Source organism: Rhodoferax sp., from assembly GCF_025354435.1.
GTDB lineage: Bacteria > Pseudomonadota > Gammaproteobacteria > Burkholderiales > Burkholderiaceae_C > Rhodoferax_B.
This window is the reverse complement of record NZ_JANXMU010000070.1, coordinates 1-16,092: the sequence shown is the minus strand read 5'-3', so window position 1 is coordinate 16,092 and position 16,092 is coordinate 1. Positions and strand designations below refer to the sequence as shown.

The window sequence follows — 16,092 nt, the reverse complement described above, 5'->3', positions numbered from 1 at the left end:
TTTGGCGCACCTCGGTATTGCTTCTGGTCCCCTTCAGCTAGCCTCCTTCGCCCCCCGGCTCCAAGCCCCGTTCTGCTCCACGATGCGTTGGACCATGGCCATGAAGACGGGGCGGTCGGCGGGGGGGAGGGGGGCGAGCATGCGCTCTTGGGCGCGCTGCATGGCGGGCATCGCGGTGTCTAGCAGGTCCCTGCCGGCGGGGGTGACGCTGAGCAGGCGCACGCGTTTGTCGTCGGGTGAGACTTGGCGCGCTATGAGTTCACGGCCCTCCAGGCGGTCCACCACGGCACCGATGGTCGAGGTGTCCAGGCCGATCTTGCCTGCCAGCGTGCGCTGGTCCAGCCCGGTCTGCTGGGCCGCGGCGAAGAGCAGGGCGAACTGCACCGGGGTGATGCCCAAGTCTCCCGTCTCGTCTAGGAAGATACCCACGGCAATTTGTTGCAGCCGCCGAATGGTGTGGCCGGGAAAGTCGTCCAGGCCCGGAAGGGCAGGGGTGGGCAGCGGAGTCGTCATAGGGAATGTCGGTCAAGGGTTTGTACTAGGCACTCGTCCAAAGTTTAACCCTACACTTATATTAAGTACACTGATGATAAGTGTACGTATTTAAAACCGAAGATCTAACCACCATGCACCCATCCTCTGCGCCCCCTTCCATTGCCGCTGTACGCAGGCACAACCCACCCGACACCCGCCACCTCCGCACGGTGGCCTGGATCGTGACACTGGCCGCGGTGGGCTTGGTTTTTGACGGCTATGACCTGGTGGTTTATGGCACGGTAGTGTCGACATTTCTGCGCGATCCGTCGCATATCGGCCTGGTTACGCCCAGCATCGCCGGTGCGCTGGGTAGCTATGCGCTGGTGGGGGCCTTGCTGGCGGGCAGCGTGGGCGACACCCTGGGCCGCCGTAAGGTGATGTTGTTCGCCTATGCCTGGTTTTCTATCGGCATGGGCCTCACGGCGCTGACCACCAGCGCCACGCTGTTTGGCCTGCTGCGCTTTACCACCGGCCTGGGGGTGGGCGCGCTGGTGGCCACCACCGGCGCGCTGATTGCCGAGTACGCGCCCAAGGGCAAAAAGAACCTGTTCATCGCCATCGTCTACTCGGGTATCCCGCTAGGCAGCCTGCTGGCGGCGGGTCTGGCGATGGTGCTGTTGCCCGTCATCGGCTGGCGCGGCATGTTTTGGCTGGGCGCATTACCGCTGGTCACGCTGCTGCCGCTAGCGTATTGCAAGATGCCGGAGTCGGTGGCCTGGCTGGTGTCGCGCGGCAGGTTGGAAGAGGCCCGTGCGATCTCGTTGCGCACCGGGGTGGAGATGCCTGCTGACGAACCCGTGGTGCTGGCCCAGGCTGCGGCCACGGAAAAACCCGGATTTTCCGGGCTCTTCGGCTCCAGCTACCTGTTCCCCACGCTGGTGCTGGGCTGCATGAGCGCCACCGGCCTGCTGCTGGTGTATTCGCTCAATACCTGGCTGCCTGAGCTGATGCTGCGTGCGGGCTTCAACGCCAAGGGCTCGCTGTCGTTTCTGCTGGTGTTGAATGGCGGCGCGGTGATTGGCGCGCTGCTGGGCTCGAGGGTTGCTGATCGCTTTGGCCCTAAGCGCGTGGTGGCCGCCAGCTTTGCCATCGGCGCGGTGGCGATTGCGGTGCTCACGCTGGATCTGCCGCTGGCCGTGCAGCTGGCCGCCGTCGCCGTGGTGGGTATGGGCACCAGCGGCACCCAAACCCTGATCTACGGCTTTGTCGCCAACTACTACCGCACCCATGTGCGCGGTGCTGGCGTGGCCTGGTGTGCGGGCTTCGGCCGACTGGGCGGCGTGGGCGGACCGCTACTGGGCGGCTTTTTGATCGGCGGCGGCTTTGCGCTTAACGCCATCTTCTACGTGCTGGCGGCACTAGCCCTCTTCGGCGCGGTCTTGACGCTGGTGGTGCCCAAGGCTCACACGCCGTCCACCCCCACCCTGTGACACACCTGACTTTTATGGACTCAGGGGTAGAGCACCCCGAGCCAGACCAGTTGTTTCACGTTATCCCCACAAAGAGAGTTAAAAATGCAATTCCATCTGAACGGCTTCCAGCCTGGCGCCCCCGAAGTTTTGAACGCGTCGGCCCACGCCATTCCCCACACCGATGCGCTGCCCCAAGAGGTCGACGTGCTCATCGTCGGTTGCGGCCCTGCAGGCCTCACGCTGGCCGCCCAACTGGCCGCGTTTCCCCACATCCGCACCTGCATCGTGGAGCAGAAAGACGGCCCCATGGAGCGGGGCCAGGCCGATGGCATTGCCTGCCGCACCATGGAGATGTTCCAGGCCTTCAACTTCAGCGACCGGGTGCTCAAAGAGGCCTGCTGGGTCAACGAAGTGACCTTCTGGAAACCTGCCGACCCGCAGCAGGGCGGCATCGTGCGCCATGGCCGGGTGCAGGACACCGAAGACGGCCTGTCCGAGTTTCCCCACGTGATCCTGAACCAGGCGCGGGTGCATGACTTTTATTTGGAGCACATGCGCAACGCCCCCACCCGGCTGGAGCCGCACTACGCCCGCAACTTCGTAGGCCTCAAAGTAGACCGCAGCGCAGCCGACTACCCCGTCACCGTGCAACTGGAGCGCACCGATGCCACCCACCACGGGCAGATCGAAACCATCAAAGCCCGCTACGTGGTCGGCTGTGACGGTGCGCGCAGCGGCGTGCGCACATCCATTGGCCGCAAGCTGGTGGGTGACTCGGCCAACCACGCCTGGGGCGTGATGGACATGCTGGCCGTGACCGATTTCCCCGACATCCGCAACAAAGTGGCCGTGCAGTCCGCCCATGGCAACCTGCTGGTGATCCCGCGCGAGGGCGGCTACCTGGTGCGCTTCTACGTTGAGATGGACAAGCTGGGCGAAGACGAGCGGGTGGCCCACCGCGGTATCACCGTGGACCACCTCATCGCCGCCGCGCAGCGCATCCTGCACCCCTACACGCTGGAGGTGAAAGAGGTGCCCTGGTGGTCGGTGTACGAAATCGGCCAGCGCATTTGCGACCAATACGACGATGTGGCGACCCTAGACATCGGTACCGCGCAGCCCCACGTGTTTATCGCCGGAGACGCCTGCCACACCCACAGCCCCAAGGCCGGGCAGGGCATGAACTTCTCTATGCAGGACAGCTTCAACCTGGGCTGGAAGCTGGCGGCGGTGCTGTCCGGCCAATGCGGGCCCGAGCTGCTGCACACCTACTCGCAAGAGCGCCAGGTGGTGGCCCAAGAACTGATCGACTTCGACCGCGAATGGGCCCAGATGTTCAGCGACCGCCCGCAGCAAGCTGCCAGCGGTACCATCCAGGGCGTGGACCCGAAAGAGTTCCAAAAGTACTTCGAGCAGCATGGCCGCTTTACCGCCGGCATGGGCACGCACTACCGCCCGTCCGCTATTTGCGGGCAGGCCACCCACCAGCACCTGGCCACCGGCTTCGTGGTCGGCACGCGCTTCCATTCCGCGCCGGTGCTGCGCGCCTTCGATGCCAAGCCGCTGCAGCTCGGCCACGTGGCCCAGGCCGACGGCCGCTGGCACCTGTACGCCTTCGCGGCCGCCACCGGTACAGCAAGCGATGCAGATACCGGCCTGGGCGCGCTGTGCCGCTTCCTGGAAACATCTCCGGATTCACCGGTGCGCCAGTTCACCCCCGCAGGCCAGGATATCGATGCAGTCTTCGACCTGCGCGCCATCTTCCAGCAAGACCATCGCGCCATGGATCTTGAAGCCCTGCCGCCCATCCTGCTGCCGCGCAAGGGGCGCTACCAGTTGCGCGACTATGAAAAAGTCTTCTGCGCCGACGTAAAAAGCGGCCAAGACATCTTCTCTCTGCGCGGCATCGACCGGGCCCAAGGTGCTCTGGTCGTCGTCCGCCCCGACCAGTACATTGCCCACGTGCTGCCGCTGGGGGCACACCGGGAACTGGCAGAGTTTTTTGCCGGGTTTATGCGGGGGGATGCAGGGTCTTTGTCGTAGGGACTGGGGGGTGCCTGGCGCTGTGCGTGGCTGCAACATCGGCTGGCCAGCGCTGGGCGGCTTTAGGGGGCTATGGATTTGTGGGAATTTTTGGATAAATGCTGAATTTAGATGCGCCAACCCACCTTCTGCAATTAACCTCTTCATGTCCGGTAGCGCCTACCGGATGCGCCTGGCGCAAAGTTTTTATCCCCCTAAAGGCCCCCGCACGTGGAAATCAACCAACTTCGTTCACTTGTGGCTATCGGCAAGCATCCGCAATCCGACCCCGCCGCACGCATCGATCCTGCGTCTGATGGGGATTTAGCCCGCGCCTTGCAGGCAGCCGAAAGCGAGTTTCAAACGTCCATCCTGCAACCAGGCACGGGGCTTGGCGGCCTGACGTCCCAAGGTGCGCAGGTGCTGGCCTGGGCTGAAACGGCGTTGCTGGAAGTGGAGGCCTTGCACCGAAATTTGCAGACTTCCAAAAAAGAAGCTGCCGTCGCGCCACTCTTAAAGAGAAGGTCCGTCTCGCCCAAGCGGCTCAGCACCCCAGGGCCGAGTGCCGAAGACATCCATTGGATTTTGAAAGCCGCTTTGCACGCGCCCGACCACGGCCATCTGCATCCCTGGCGCGTCATCGAGTTCCGCGCCGCGCAGCGGGCGGGATTGGCAGATACGTTCGAGCAGGAAAAACGCCGCCGCGACCCTTTGGCATCGCCGGAAGATATCCGCCGTGCGCGCGAGCATGCCACCCGTGCACCAGTGTTGCTGGCCTTTGTGGTGTCTCCCAATGCGCGCAGCATGGTGCCGATGCGCGAACAAACCCTGTCCGCGGGTGCGGCCTTGGGGAATCTGCTCAATGCGGCTCACCAGTTGGGCTTTGGCGCGATTGTGCTCAGTGGCGAACGCTGCTTTGATCCTGTGTTGTTGGAGGCGTTGGGTATCCAGCCTGGGGAATTCCTGGCCGGATTTATCAGCCTGGGCAGCGTGGTGAAAGCACCGCCCGACAGAGACCACGCCGCGCCCTTGGAGGTCTGGTCCTGCTGGACACCCGCTGCGGAGCAAGCCGCGGCCGGTGCCCCGTCTGCGGACCGCGGACAGCTGGCGGACTAAGGCGCAGCGAACACCTCGATGGCTACCAGGTTCGATACCGAGCGGCCCATCTTGGTGTCGCCCGGTCCGATCAGGCGCGTGGTTCCGCTGGGGTAACCGCACGCACTGCCGCTGCGGCGGATCTCTTGGCCCAGGACCGGTTGTTGGCACCATAAGCCTGCCCAGCGTGGCGAGCCGCACATAGGGTTTCGCCATCCGTTCGTCTGCAGTCTGGTGAAGACGCTGCCTGCGGGTGTACCCGGCCATTGCGATGGCGGGTGCTATAGATTTACGACAATTTTCTAGCAGCCAAATTGGCAGGTAGCGTAGATTTAATCTACACAAGGCGCTATAGAAAAATTACTTTTTTTATAAAAATAGATATTCAACGCATCACCCGAAACAACGGTATATCCGGCCCTTGCTGGATGCGCCGCACCACGCCTGCAGGGTCGAAGTACACCCAGAACCACATGTCCTCGATGTCTCTCCAGCGGTAGGCCCAGATCTTGCCATTCCAGGCCATCACGCCGTCCACCGTGGCGGGCGGGCCGAGGGCCCAGAGGATGTCGGCCTGGGTGGTGGTACCCGACACATCGATCTTGTAGAGGTTGGCGGGATTCATCACCTCACGCGACTGCACGACGTGGCCGCTGGCATCCAGGTCCACCATCACCACCGACTGCCCCATCGGTTGGCGCGAATACTGCAGCCGGTGGATGCCGTCACGGTCCAGTTCGGCCGTGGGGCGGCCCAAGGACGACAGCACTTCTTCGCGGGTCATGCCTGGCGTGACGGTGGCGCAGCCCGCCAGCGCGAGCAGCAGCGATGAAAAAAGGGTTGCAACAAATAGGCGCATCACGGGTTTCCTTCAGAACGGGGGCGTAAAGCGGGTTCAAGCGCGCTTTCGGGCACTATGCACGGAGAGCGTAAAGCGGTAACGCAAGCGGTGCCGAGGGCATGGCGGAATTCCTAGCGCGCCGAAGGGTTGGGCCTGCTGGCCCCATGCGGCATTGCCGGACAATGCTCTGGCACCACCCGGCGCAGACCCAACTTCCTTTGGAAACCCAGCCTCAAAAATCATGTGTGAACTTCTAGCCCTGTCGACCTCCGAGCCCGCGCAGCTGACCTTTTCGCTGCACACCCTGGCCTCGCGCGGCAGCGCCCAGGGCGGGGTGCACGATGGCTGGGGCGTGGCTTTTTACCAGGGCGTGGACGTGGCGCTGTTCCGGGAGCCACGGGCGGCGGGCGACAGTGCGCTGGTGCGCTATCTGGAAACCGAGGGCCCCAGCACCACCCTGGGCATCTCGCACATCCGCCATGCCACGCTGGGCACGGTGCAGTTTGTCAACACCCAGCCCTTCATGCGCGAGCTGGGCGGCCACACCCATGTGTTCGCCCACAACGGCACCCTGGTCAACTTCCAGACCAGCCCCACCATGGCGCTGGCTGCGTACAGCCCGGTGGGGCAGACCGATTCGGAGCATGCGTTTTGCGCATTGCTGGCCCGCCTGCACACGCTGTGGGCCGGTGCTTCCAGCCCGCCGCCGCTGGAGGCGCGCATGGCGCTGCTGGTGGCTTTTGCGGCCGACATGCGGGCGCTGGGCCCGGCCAACTTTTTGTATTCCGACGGTGACACCCTGTTTGCCCACGGCCACCGGCGCATCCATGCCGATGGCGAACCCGCCGAACCGCCCGGGCTGTGGTTGCTGGAACGGGTGTGCATGTCGGCCGCACCGCCACCGGCGCACCAGGACGGCGTGGCGATTGAGGCCGATGCCGAGGAGCACGATGCCCTGCTGATCGCCAGCGTGGCGTTGACCGACGAGGCCTGGCGGCCGCTGGCCGAGGGCGAGCTGGTCGCCGTGCGGCAGGGCAAGTTGCTGGCACGGCACGGCGGCGTTTGAGGTCTTGAAGGCAGCCGCCAGCCATCGCCTTGGCGCGGCAAATGCGGTAAGGTAAGGCATGGACACACCTACACATTCCTTCCATGCCCTGTTCGTCCAGCTGGGCCTACCCTCGGACGCGCCAGCCATTGCCCGTTTTCTGGCCATGAACGCGCCGCTGCCGGGCAATGTGCTGCTGCCGGACGCGCCTTTCTGGTCGCCCGCCCAGGCCACGTTTTTGCGCGAGGCCCTGCAGCAGGATTCCGACTGGGCCGAACCGGTAGACCAGCTGAGCCAGGCTTTGCGCGCACCAAAGGCTTAGGCCTGAAATTTATAAAAAATTGGCCTCTAGCGCGTATTCCACCTGCGTAAGCTGCCATCAAAAATATAGCAATAAGCCTGTTCAACGCTGCGGCCTGCGCAGCGTCCACAGTGCTAGCGCCATCAGCACCACGCCCGCTACCTGCACCGTGCTGAGCGTGCGGCCATAGACCAGGCGGTCCACCCCGATGGCGGTCAGCGGGTAGACGTATTGCAGCACCGCAATCTGCCCGGTGGCCAACCGGGCCATACCGGTAAACAGGATGGCGTAGGCCAGGCCGGTATGGAACACGCCCAGGCCAACCAGCCAGGCCCAGCTGGCAGCTTCGGCGGGCCAGCCATAGACCCAAGGCACCCAGGCCAGCAGCACCACGCCCACCGCGCACTGCCACCAGGCCAGGGCAAAGGGTGTGACGCGGCGCTCGGTTTTGGCGATCAGCGTCACCCCGGCATAGCTGAGCGACCCGCCCAGGCACATCAGCAGGCCCAGCCCATAGCCGTCGCCCAGGCTGTGGGAGCCCCCGTCCAGCAGTCCGGTGGTCAGCGCCAGCCCGCACAGCGCCACCAGCGTGGCCGCCCACTGGCGCGGGGCCACGGTTTCTTTGAGCACCCAGGCGCCACACACCATCACCCAGATCGGCTGGATGTGGAACACCACCGTGGCCACGGCGATGGATGTGCGGGGAATGGCCGCAAAAAACAGCGCCCAGTTCAGCAGCATCAGCCCACCCGCCAGGCCCACCACCCCCAGGCTGCGGCCCCGCAGGCACAGCTCGCCTAGCCGCCCGGTGGCCGCGCCCCACAGCCCTAAGGCCAGCGCGCCAAACACGCAGCGAAACCACACCGTGGCTAGCGGGTGCTGCCCGGCTTCTTCCACAAACACGCCGATGGTGCCCAGCAGCACGCCCCCAGCGATGAGCAGCAGCTTGCCCTGCTTTTCACGTTGGGCTGGGGTGGGTAGCAAGGGTGGGGAGGGCAGGGTGGAGGTGTGCATGCCGCCATGGTGCGCGGCGGGCTGTGGCTAGTAAAGCGCATAGTTCTAAAGATTACTATGCGTTAAACGAATGGTGGAGTTCCTATGCCTTACCCCGATTTTCAAATTGACTGGTTGCGCGCCTTTGTGGCGGTGGTGGATGCCGGGTCGCTGTCGGCGGCGGCCCCGCTGGTGCACCGCTCGCAGTCGGCGGTCAGCATGCAGATACAGAAGCTGGAGGCGGCCCTGGGCCGCGCCGTACTGCTGCGCGGCCCGCGGCACATGGCGCTGACGCCCGCGGGCACCGAGCTGCTGGGTTTTGCGCGCCGCATGTTGGCCTTGCAGGCCGAAACCCACACGGCGCTGCTAGGGCCGCAACTGGCCGGGCGGGTGCGGCTGGGTGTGCCCGACGACTACGCCGCCACTTACCTGACGCCTGTGCTGCGCAGCTTCGCTAGCCGCTACCTGGGGGTGGACATCGAACTGACCTGCGAGCAATCGACCACGCTGATCCCCCGCGTGCTGCGCGGCGAGCTGGACCTGGCCCTGGTCTCGCGCGACAAGCCACTGCGCGGGCAGTTTGTGTTCCAGGAGCCGCTGGTGTGGGTGGGAGCCGCTGCATTTGAAGCCTGGCGGCGCGACCCCTTGCCGATTGCGGTGTACGAGGCGGGCAGCATGGCCCGGATTGCCACGCTGTCGGCCCTGGCCGCCAAGGGCCGGGCCTACCGCATCGTGTACCACAGCTCTAGCTTGGCGGGCCAGTTGGCGGTGGTGGAAAGCGGGCTGGCGGTGGCGGTACTGACGCGCTGCAGCGTGCCACCCAGCCTGCAGATTTTGCAGAACCTGCCACCCGAATACGCGCTGCCCGCACTCGGTGCGATGGACGTGGCGGTGTTGCGCAGCAAGCGCTCCCAGCCGTCGCCTGCGGTGGATGCGATGTACGCGCAGATGCTGGGTACGCTGGGGGCCGGTGCGGCTAAAAATTTATAAGAAATAGGCATCTAGCATAGGTTCTTCCTGCGCTAGTAGCTATTTAATATGTAGCAATTAGCTTCCGGCTTATTCCGCCAGATCGGGTATCGCCTTGATCGGCCCGAGCAAGAACACAAACGCTGCCATGCCGACCAGTAAGACCACCCCGGCAACCATGAAGGCCATGCTGAAGGAGTTGGTGCTGCCCACGATGTAGCCGGTGACGATGGGCGCGGCGGCCCCCATCATGTTGTTGGCAAAGTTCATGATGCCGCCCACGGCACCCACGCCGCCTTTGGGCGCAATCAGCGAGGGCAGGGACCAGCCCACGGGGGCGGCAGCGGCCAGCCCGCTCAGGGCGATGGAAATCCAGATGATGGCGATGGTGGGGTCGGTGGTGGTGGTGGCACCGAACACCGCCAGCCCGCAGAACATGCCGCCCAGCAGCACGGACTTGCGCACCCGGGTTTCGTCGTGGCCCTTGGCGATCAGGTGGTCGATCAGCCAGCCGCCCACCAGCAGGTCGGACAGGGTGGCAAACGCCCAGGGAATGGCGGCGTACCCGGCCGATTTCAGAATGCTCATGTGCATGGTTTGCACCAGGTAGCCGGGCAGCCAGGTCAGGAACAGGTAGAAGCAGTAGCCGTAGGCCGCGAAGCCAATCGACAGGCCCCAGATCTTGCGGTTGCCCAGCAGGTAGGCCAGCATGCCAGCCGGATTGGCCGACAAATGGCCTTCCGGTGTGGCACCGTTGTCTTTGATGAACTGGTGCTCTTGTTGGCTCAGCCCAGGGTGTGCGCTGGGGTCGCGGTAAATGAAGTAGAAGGCCACAAAGTACGCAAAGCTCAGGCCCGAGACGATGGCAAAGCCCCAGCGCCAGCCCAGCGTGACCACCGCAAAGGCCACCAGCGGCACGCCAATCACATTGGAAAACTTCGCGGCGGCATCGAACAAAGCGGTGGACATGGCCCGCTCGGTGCGCGGAAACCAGTAGCCCGTGGCTTTGGAGTTGGCCGGGAAGCTGGGTGCTTCGGCAATACCCAGCAGCACCCGCGCCATGAAGATGCCTGCAAACCCGCCCGCGCAGGCGGTCAGCGCCGTGGCAATGCCCCACAAAAATGCGCCCCAGCGGCCAATGCGGGTCACGCCCAGCCGGTCCAGGATCAGCCCGGCCGGGATCTGCAGCATGGCGTAGCTCCAGAAGAACGCGCTGAACAGGATGCCCATATCGGCGGAGGTGAGGCCGAACTCGGCTTGCAGTTGCGGCGCGGCCACCGACAGGCTGATGCGGTCAAAGTAGTTGATCAGTACGCCTGCGCCGATCAGGCCGCCAATGCGCCATCGCAGTTTGGGAATGCGGGATGCCGAGGGGGGGGTCATGGAAATGTCTCCTAAAAGTGGGGGCGAAAAAAAGGGGTCAGGCGGCCGTGGCCAGCCACGCGACCGTGGCTTCGCACAACTCGGCTAGCGGCCGGGTGGCATCCAGGCACAGCACCAGGGGCTCGCCTTCGGGGGATTGCAGGGTCTGGAACTGGTTGTCCACCAGGGTGGACGGAAAGAAGTGGCTACCCATGCGCTGGCCCACGCGGGCCACGGCGCTGGCCGGATCGATGGCTAAAAACACGAAGCGCAGGCCGGGCACGCAGGCGCGCAGGCGTTCGCGGTACAGGCGCTTCAGGGCGGAGCAGCTGGCCACCGCGCCGCCATGCTGGGTTTGCAGGGCCAGCCCGACGGCATCCAGCCAGCCCGCACGGTCTTCGTCGGTCAGCGGCACACCGTCGTGCATCTTGGCTTTGTTGGCCGGGCTGTGGAAGGCGTCACCTTCCAACATGGCCCAGCCCAGTTGCTGGCACAGGGCTTCGGCGACGCTGCTTTTGCCGCAACCAGAGACGCCCATCACCACCAGTTTGCGGGCTGGGAAGGGGCTGTGCTGCGCGGGGATTTCGGCGGAGACGGGGCGGGTAGGGGCGGTCATGGTGCGGGTTTGGTTTTTAGATAGCGCTAACTTAATTGGGTAAAATTTTTTAGCTTTATTGCTACCAGTGTTTTATTATTTTGAGATAGCGCTATCTTATGGGTTTCCAGGAAAAATCTTTTCAGGGTTTACACTCATTTCATGATCAAAACCACGACCCGTTCCAGCCGCTCTACCGGGCGTGCCACGCTGGCCGATGTGGCCCGGTTGGCCGGTGTCAGCCAGATGACGGCATCCCGTGCCTTGCGCAGCAACAGCCGGGTCGATGCCGAGATGGCGCAACGCGTGGCCGATGCTTCAGAAAAGCTGGGCTATGTGCCCGACCCGGCGGCCCGTGCCCTGGCCTCGCAGCGCAGCAGCCACATCGCGGTGATGATTCCGTCACTGACCAACACCTTGTTTGTGGACCTGCTGGAGGCCGTGCAGAGCGTGCTGCGGGCAGCGGGCTTCCAGACGCTGGTGGGTGTGACGCACTACGACCCGCTGGAAGAAGAGCAGCTGGTGCGCGAGCAGTTGCTGCACCGCCCCGCAGGCTTGCTGCTTACCGGGCTGCAGCAAACCGCCCGCACCCAGGCGCTGGTGGCGGCCAGTGGGGTCCCGGTGGTCTACATGATGGAGAACTCCGATGCGGCCGATGTGGTGAGCGTGGGCTTTTCGCAGTTTGACGCCGCCGGGCAAATGACCCGCCACTTGCTGGACTGTGGCCACCAGCGCATCGCTTTCGCCGCGGCGCAGCTTGACCCACGCACCCTGCAGCGCTTGCAGGGCTGGCGCAAAACCATGCAGGACGCAGGCTTGCACGATGCCAATCTGGAGTGGCTGGACCCCGCACCTTCGTCCATCGGCGTGGGCGGGCAGCTGCTGGCGCAAATTCTGGCCTCGCCGCATGCGGTGCAAGCCGTGTTTTTTTGCAACGACGACTTGGCCCAGGGGGCTTTGCTGGCCGCCCAGCGCAGCGGCCTGCGGGTGCCAGGCCAGCTGGCCATTTGTGGCTTCAACGACCTGCCTGCCAGCGCCTACATGGTGCCCTCGCTGACCACCGTCAAAACCCCGCGTGTGGAAGTGGGCCAGCGTGCGGCGCAATTGCTGCTGCAGCGGGTCCTGCAGGAGCCGCTGGTCGAGCACCGGGTAGACCTGGGTTTCAGCCTGATTCTGCGCGAAAGTACCCAGCCGGGCTGAGGCCGATTTTCTGGGGTTGGGGTGGTGCCGCGTGGTTATGATGCCCGCTGGTTTTTACCGTGCCGTGCTTTTCGTACGCGCCCGGTCGGCCGCCTTTGGCCGCTCCCTCACACCCTACCTGTATGTCCACCGATCCCCAGCCCGAGTTAGAGGCTTCCGAAGCCGACCCCGCCACCACCGTCCCTCTGAAGATCGAAGACTGGCTCACCGTACTGGTGATGGGCGCGCTGGCGCTGATCACTTTTGCCAATGTGCTGGCGCGCTATTTCACCAACGAGTCCTTTGCCTGGACGGAGGAAATCTCGGTGTTTTTGATGATCGCACTGACCCTGGTGGCCGCGTCGGCCGCCGTGGCGCGGGATCGGCACATCCGCATTGAATACTTCTCGGACAGCGGCAGCATGGCGCGACGCAAGGGCTTGTCGCGCTTTGGCGCGGTGATGGTGGCGATTTTGTTCACGCTGATTGGCACGCTGAGCATCCGCATGGTGTGGGACGACTTTCGCTTTGACGAGACCACGTCCGGTATTGGGGTACCGGCCTGGTGGTATTCGATATAGCTGCCGATTTTGTCGCTGGGTATTGCGCTGCGCGCCGTGGGTCTGTTCATCCGCCGGGGGCGCGAAGCATGATCACCACCCTGCTGTTTCTGACCTTCATCGTGATGATGCTGATGGGCGTGCCGATTGGCGTGGCCCTGGGCCTGGCGGGCGCTGCGGCGATTGCCATTGCCAACAGCAGCAGCCAGTGGTTTGGCCTGCTGGCCGTGCCGCAAAACTTCTACGCTGGGCTGGGCAAGTACCCGCTGCTGGCCATCCCCATGTTTGTGCTGGTCGGCTCGATATTTGACCGCTCTGGTGTGGCCGCGCGGCTGGTGAACTTTGCGGTGGCCGTGGTGGGGCGTGGCCCCGGCATGCTGCCGCTGGTCGCCATTGCGGTAGCCATGTTCTTGGGCGGAATTTCGGGTTCCGGCCCGGCCTGCGCCGCCGCCGTGGGCGCGGTGATGATCAGCGCCATGAACAAGGCGGGCTACCCGCCTGCGTTTTCGGCCAGCGTGGTGGGTGCTGCGGCGGCCACCGATATTTTGATTCCGCCGTCGATTGCATTCATCGTCTATTCGATTCTGGTGCCCGGCGCGTCGGTGCCCGCGCTGTTTGCCGCGGGCATGATTCCTGGCGTGCTGGCTGGGCTGGCGCTGATCGTGCCCGCCGTGTGGCTGTCGCGCAAACACAAGATGGGTGCGCTGGAATCCAGCATGCCAAGGCCCCCGTTCTGGGCCAGTCTGCGTGATGCCATTTGGGGCTTGGCCGCGCCGGTGCTGATCTTGGGCGGCATGCGCGCTGGCTGGTTTACGCCTACCGAGGCGGCCGTGGTGGCGGTGTTTTATGGCCTGTTCGTCGGCATGTTTATCCACCGCACGATGACCGTGCGTGACCTGTTTCCCATCCTGCGCGAGTCGGGCGAATTGTCGGCGGTGATTCTGCTGGTGGTGTCGTTGGCGGGCATCTTTGACTATTCGCTGTCGACGCTGGGCGTGATCGACCCAATCACCAATGCCATCGTCAACTCCGGCCTGGGCGAGTACGGCGTGCTGGCGCTGCTGATCGTGATGCTGGTCACCGTGGGCATGTTCTTGGATGGCGTGTCGATATTTTTGATCTTCGTACCGCTCTTGCTGCCGATTGCCACCTTCTACCACTGGGATCTGGTGTGGTTCGGTGTGATCCTGACCCTGAAGGTGGCTTTGGGCCAGTTCACGCCACCGCTGGCGGTGAATTTGATGGTGTCGTGTCGCATCGCCAAGGTGCGCATGGAAGAGACCGTGCCCTGGGTCGGCTGGATGCTATTTTCGATGTTCGTGGTGATGGTGCTGGTGATTGCGTTCCCGCAACTCGCTCTGTGGCTGCCGCACTATTTGGGTTATTGATTTTTTCAGGAGACAAAAATGAAAGTTCGTTCCTTCCTCGCTTTGGCTGTTGCTACTGCCGCCATGCTGGCCACCAACGGCAGCATCGCCCAGACCGCCGCTTACAAGCCCGAGTACAAGATGTCGCTGGTGCTGGGCACCGCCTTCCCCTGGGGCAAGGGCGGCGAGATCTGGGCCAATATGGTCCGCGAGCGCACCCAGGGCCGCATCAACATCAAGCTGTACCCGGGCGTGTCGCTGATCCAGGGCGACCAGACGCGCGAGTTCTCGGCGCTGCGCCAGGGCGTGATTGACCTGGCCATCGGCTCCACCATCAACTGGTCGCCGCAGGTCAAAGAGCTGAACCTGTTTTCGCTGCCGTTCCTGATGCCCGACTACGCCGCCATCGACTCGCTCACCCAGGGCCAGGTGGGCAAAGACATCTTCAAGATCATCGACAAAGCCGGTGTGCAGCCCCTGGCGTACGGTGAAAACGGCTACCGCGAAATCAGCAACTCCAAGCGCGCCATCCACACGCCTGCCGACCTCAAAGGCATGAAAATCCGCGTCGTCGGCTCGCCGCTGTTCCAAGACACCTTCACCGCCTTGGGCGCAAATCCCACGCAAATGAGCTGGGCCGATGCCCAGCCCGCCCTGGCCACCGGGGCGGTAGACGGGCAGGAAAACCCGCTCTCCATCTACACCGCCGCCAAGCTGCACAACGTGGCGCAAAAGCACATCACCCTGTGGGGCTACGTGGCCGACCCGCTGGTGTTTGTGGTCAACAAAGACATCTGGGCCAGCTGGACCGTGGCCGACCGCGCCATCGTCCAACAGGCTGCCCTGGATGCCGCCCGCGAGCAAATCGCCATCTCCCGCAAAGGCCTGGTCGAGGCCGACCAGCCCCTGCTCAAAGACCTGGCCGCCCTGGGCACCACCGTCACCAAGCTCACGCCCGAAGAGCGCGCGGCGTTCGTCACCGCCACCCGCCCGGTGTTTGAAAAGTGGAAGAAGACGATTGGTGCAGATCTGGTCGCCACCGCTGAAAAATCCATCGCTGCCCGAAAGAAATAAGCAAGTAGTCAGAGCATGAAGAAAAACCTGCACCCCGCCCACGCCCCGTGCCCCTGTGACAGCGGCCAGACTTACGCCGACTGCTGCGGCCCGTGGCACAAGGGTATGGATGCAGGCATCTACGCCCCCACGCCCGAAGCCCTGATGCGCTCGCGCTACAGCGGCTACGTGCTGGGCCTGCTGGACTACCTGCTGTTCACCTGGCACCCGTCCACCGCGCCGGGCGACCTGGAGCTACCGCCGGTGAAATGGCTGGGCCTGGAAGTGCGCAGCGCGGTAGAGGCGGGCGATGCCGGCATCGTCGAATTCGTAGCCCGCTGCCGCGACGGCGGTAAAGCCCAGCGCATGCACGAAACCAGCCGCTTTGTGCGGCAGGACGGGCGTTGGTTCTACATTGACGGGCAGATGCACGGGGCGGAGTAGGGAACTTCGGGGGGTGATGGAGGCCCATGTGGCAGGACCACCTGGGGGTTATCGAATCACAAGGAAAACAACATGCTGTTAACTGATATCGCCGTCGAGCACACGCTGGCGTCCCCAAAGGGAGGACCTCGTGCGACGTTTTTGGTGCATCCCTTTACGAATACACAACGGGATACCTGACCTTGCCCCTGGAATCCGTATCCCATAACCGAGCTCATGAGTTGGCTTGCTTGGGCTGATTCGCAAGCCAGTTCTGCTCGAACTGCACCGGGCTGACATAGTCCAGCGTCGAATGCAGTCGAGTCCGGTTATACCAA

General features: G+C 63.9%; 16 protein-coding genes and 1 pseudogene. 11 read left to right on the top strand and 6 right to left on the bottom strand.

Annotated features, from left to right (window positions below):
- Positions 1-33 precede the first annotated feature (33 nt).
- Complete coding sequence (locus tag Q0T48_RS17310; RefSeq protein ID WP_295958752.1) at positions 34-513, bottom strand: MarR family transcriptional regulator; 480 nt, start codon at positions 511-513, stop codon at positions 34-36.
- A gap of 113 nt (positions 514-626) precedes the next feature.
- On the opposite strand from Q0T48_RS17310, the gene Q0T48_RS17305 reads away from it, so the two are divergent.
- From Q0T48_RS17305 to Q0T48_RS17295, 3 genes are all read left to right on the top strand, one after another.
- Complete coding sequence (locus Q0T48_RS17305) at positions 627-1,967, top strand: MFS transporter (RefSeq protein ID WP_295958750.1); 1,341 nt, start codon at positions 627-629, stop codon at positions 1,965-1,967.
- An 84-nt stretch (positions 1,968-2,051) separates the two neighbouring features.
- Positions 2,052-3,992, top strand: coding sequence for an FAD-binding monooxygenase (locus Q0T48_RS17300; protein ID WP_295958749.1), 1,941 nt, complete (start codon positions 2,052-2,054; stop codon positions 3,990-3,992).
- Positions 3,993-4,229: 237 nt separating this feature from the next.
- Positions 4,230-5,087, top strand: coding sequence for a nitroreductase (locus Q0T48_RS17295; RefSeq protein WP_295958746.1), 858 nt, complete (start codon positions 4,230-4,232; stop codon positions 5,085-5,087).
- A 364-nt stretch (positions 5,088-5,451) separates the two neighbouring features.
- On the opposite strand, the gene Q0T48_RS17290 is transcribed toward Q0T48_RS17295, so the two are convergent.
- Positions 5,452-5,925, bottom strand: coding sequence for a hypothetical protein (locus tag Q0T48_RS17290; RefSeq protein ID WP_295958744.1), 474 nt, complete (start codon positions 5,923-5,925; stop codon positions 5,452-5,454).
- 223 nt (positions 5,926-6,148) lie between these two features.
- On the opposite strand from Q0T48_RS17290, the gene Q0T48_RS17285 reads away from it, so the two are divergent.
- Positions 6,149-6,973 (top strand): class II glutamine amidotransferase, encoded by an 825-nt coding sequence (locus Q0T48_RS17285; protein WP_295958741.1) that lies wholly within the window; start codon positions 6,149-6,151, stop codon positions 6,971-6,973.
- A 58-nt stretch (positions 6,974-7,031) separates the two neighbouring features.
- Positions 7,032-7,274: a DUF2789 domain-containing protein gene (locus Q0T48_RS17280; protein ID WP_295958737.1), complete on the top strand. Its 243-nt coding sequence runs from the start codon at positions 7,032-7,034 to the stop codon at positions 7,272-7,274.
- A gap of 81 nt (positions 7,275-7,355) precedes the next feature.
- Here Q0T48_RS17280 and Q0T48_RS17275 read toward each other — a convergent pair whose 3' ends face one another.
- Positions 7,356-8,267, bottom strand: coding sequence for a DMT family transporter (locus Q0T48_RS17275; protein ID WP_295958734.1), 912 nt, complete (start codon positions 8,265-8,267; stop codon positions 7,356-7,358).
- Between the two features lie 84 nt (positions 8,268-8,351).
- On the opposite strand from Q0T48_RS17275, the gene Q0T48_RS17270 reads away from it, so the two are divergent.
- A complete protein-coding gene (locus Q0T48_RS17270; protein WP_295958731.1) occupies positions 8,352-9,236 on the top strand; it encodes a LysR family transcriptional regulator in 885 nt (294 codons plus the stop codon).
- Between the two features lie 69 nt (positions 9,237-9,305).
- On the opposite strand, the gene Q0T48_RS17265 is transcribed toward Q0T48_RS17270, so the two are convergent.
- Both Q0T48_RS17265 and Q0T48_RS17260 read right to left on the bottom strand, forming a co-directional pair.
- The gene (locus Q0T48_RS17265; protein ID WP_295958729.1) at positions 9,306-10,598 is read right to left on the bottom strand and encodes an MFS transporter; all 1,293 of its coding nucleotides are present in this window, start codon (positions 10,596-10,598) and stop codon (positions 9,306-9,308) included.
- A 37-nt stretch (positions 10,599-10,635) separates the two neighbouring features.
- Positions 10,636-11,115 carry a gluconokinase gene (locus tag Q0T48_RS17260; RefSeq protein ID WP_295958860.1) on the bottom strand — a complete coding sequence of 160 codons (480 nt, stop codon included), beginning with the start codon at positions 11,113-11,115 and terminating at the stop codon, positions 10,636-10,638.
- A 219-nt stretch (positions 11,116-11,334) separates the two neighbouring features.
- Here Q0T48_RS17260 and Q0T48_RS17255 point away from each other — a divergent pair, with 219 nt between their 5' ends.
- The 5 genes and pseudogenes from Q0T48_RS17255 (at position 11,335) to Q0T48_RS17235 (ending at position 15,775) form a co-directional block, all read left to right on the top strand.
- Positions 11,335-12,372, top strand: a complete 1,038-nt coding sequence (locus Q0T48_RS17255; RefSeq protein WP_295958727.1) for a LacI family DNA-binding transcriptional regulator — start codon at positions 11,335-11,337, stop codon at positions 12,370-12,372.
- Positions 12,373-12,494: 122 nt separating this feature from the next.
- Positions 12,495-13,004, top strand: a pseudogene (locus Q0T48_RS17250) (TRAP transporter small permease).
- On the top strand, positions 13,001-14,299 hold the full coding sequence (locus tag Q0T48_RS17245; protein WP_295958725.1) for a TRAP transporter large permease: 1,299 nt from the start codon (positions 13,001-13,003) through the stop codon (positions 14,297-14,299). The pseudogene Q0T48_RS17250 and the gene Q0T48_RS17245 overlap by 4 nt, the downstream one beginning before the upstream one ends.
- 18 nt (positions 14,300-14,317) lie before the next feature.
- Positions 14,318-15,352 (top strand): DctP family TRAP transporter solute-binding subunit, encoded by a 1,035-nt coding sequence (locus Q0T48_RS17240; protein WP_295958723.1) that lies wholly within the window; start codon positions 14,318-14,320, stop codon positions 15,350-15,352.
- Between the two features lie 15 nt (positions 15,353-15,367).
- Positions 15,368-15,775, top strand: a complete 408-nt coding sequence (locus tag Q0T48_RS17235; RefSeq protein ID WP_295958721.1) for a YchJ family protein — start codon at positions 15,368-15,370, stop codon at positions 15,773-15,775.
- A gap of 214 nt (positions 15,776-15,989) precedes the next feature.
- Here Q0T48_RS17235 and Q0T48_RS22070 read toward each other — a convergent pair.
- Positions 15,990-16,092 (bottom strand): IS3 family transposase (locus Q0T48_RS22070; RefSeq protein ID WP_366887934.1); only part of this gene is annotated, 103 nt, incomplete at its 5' end.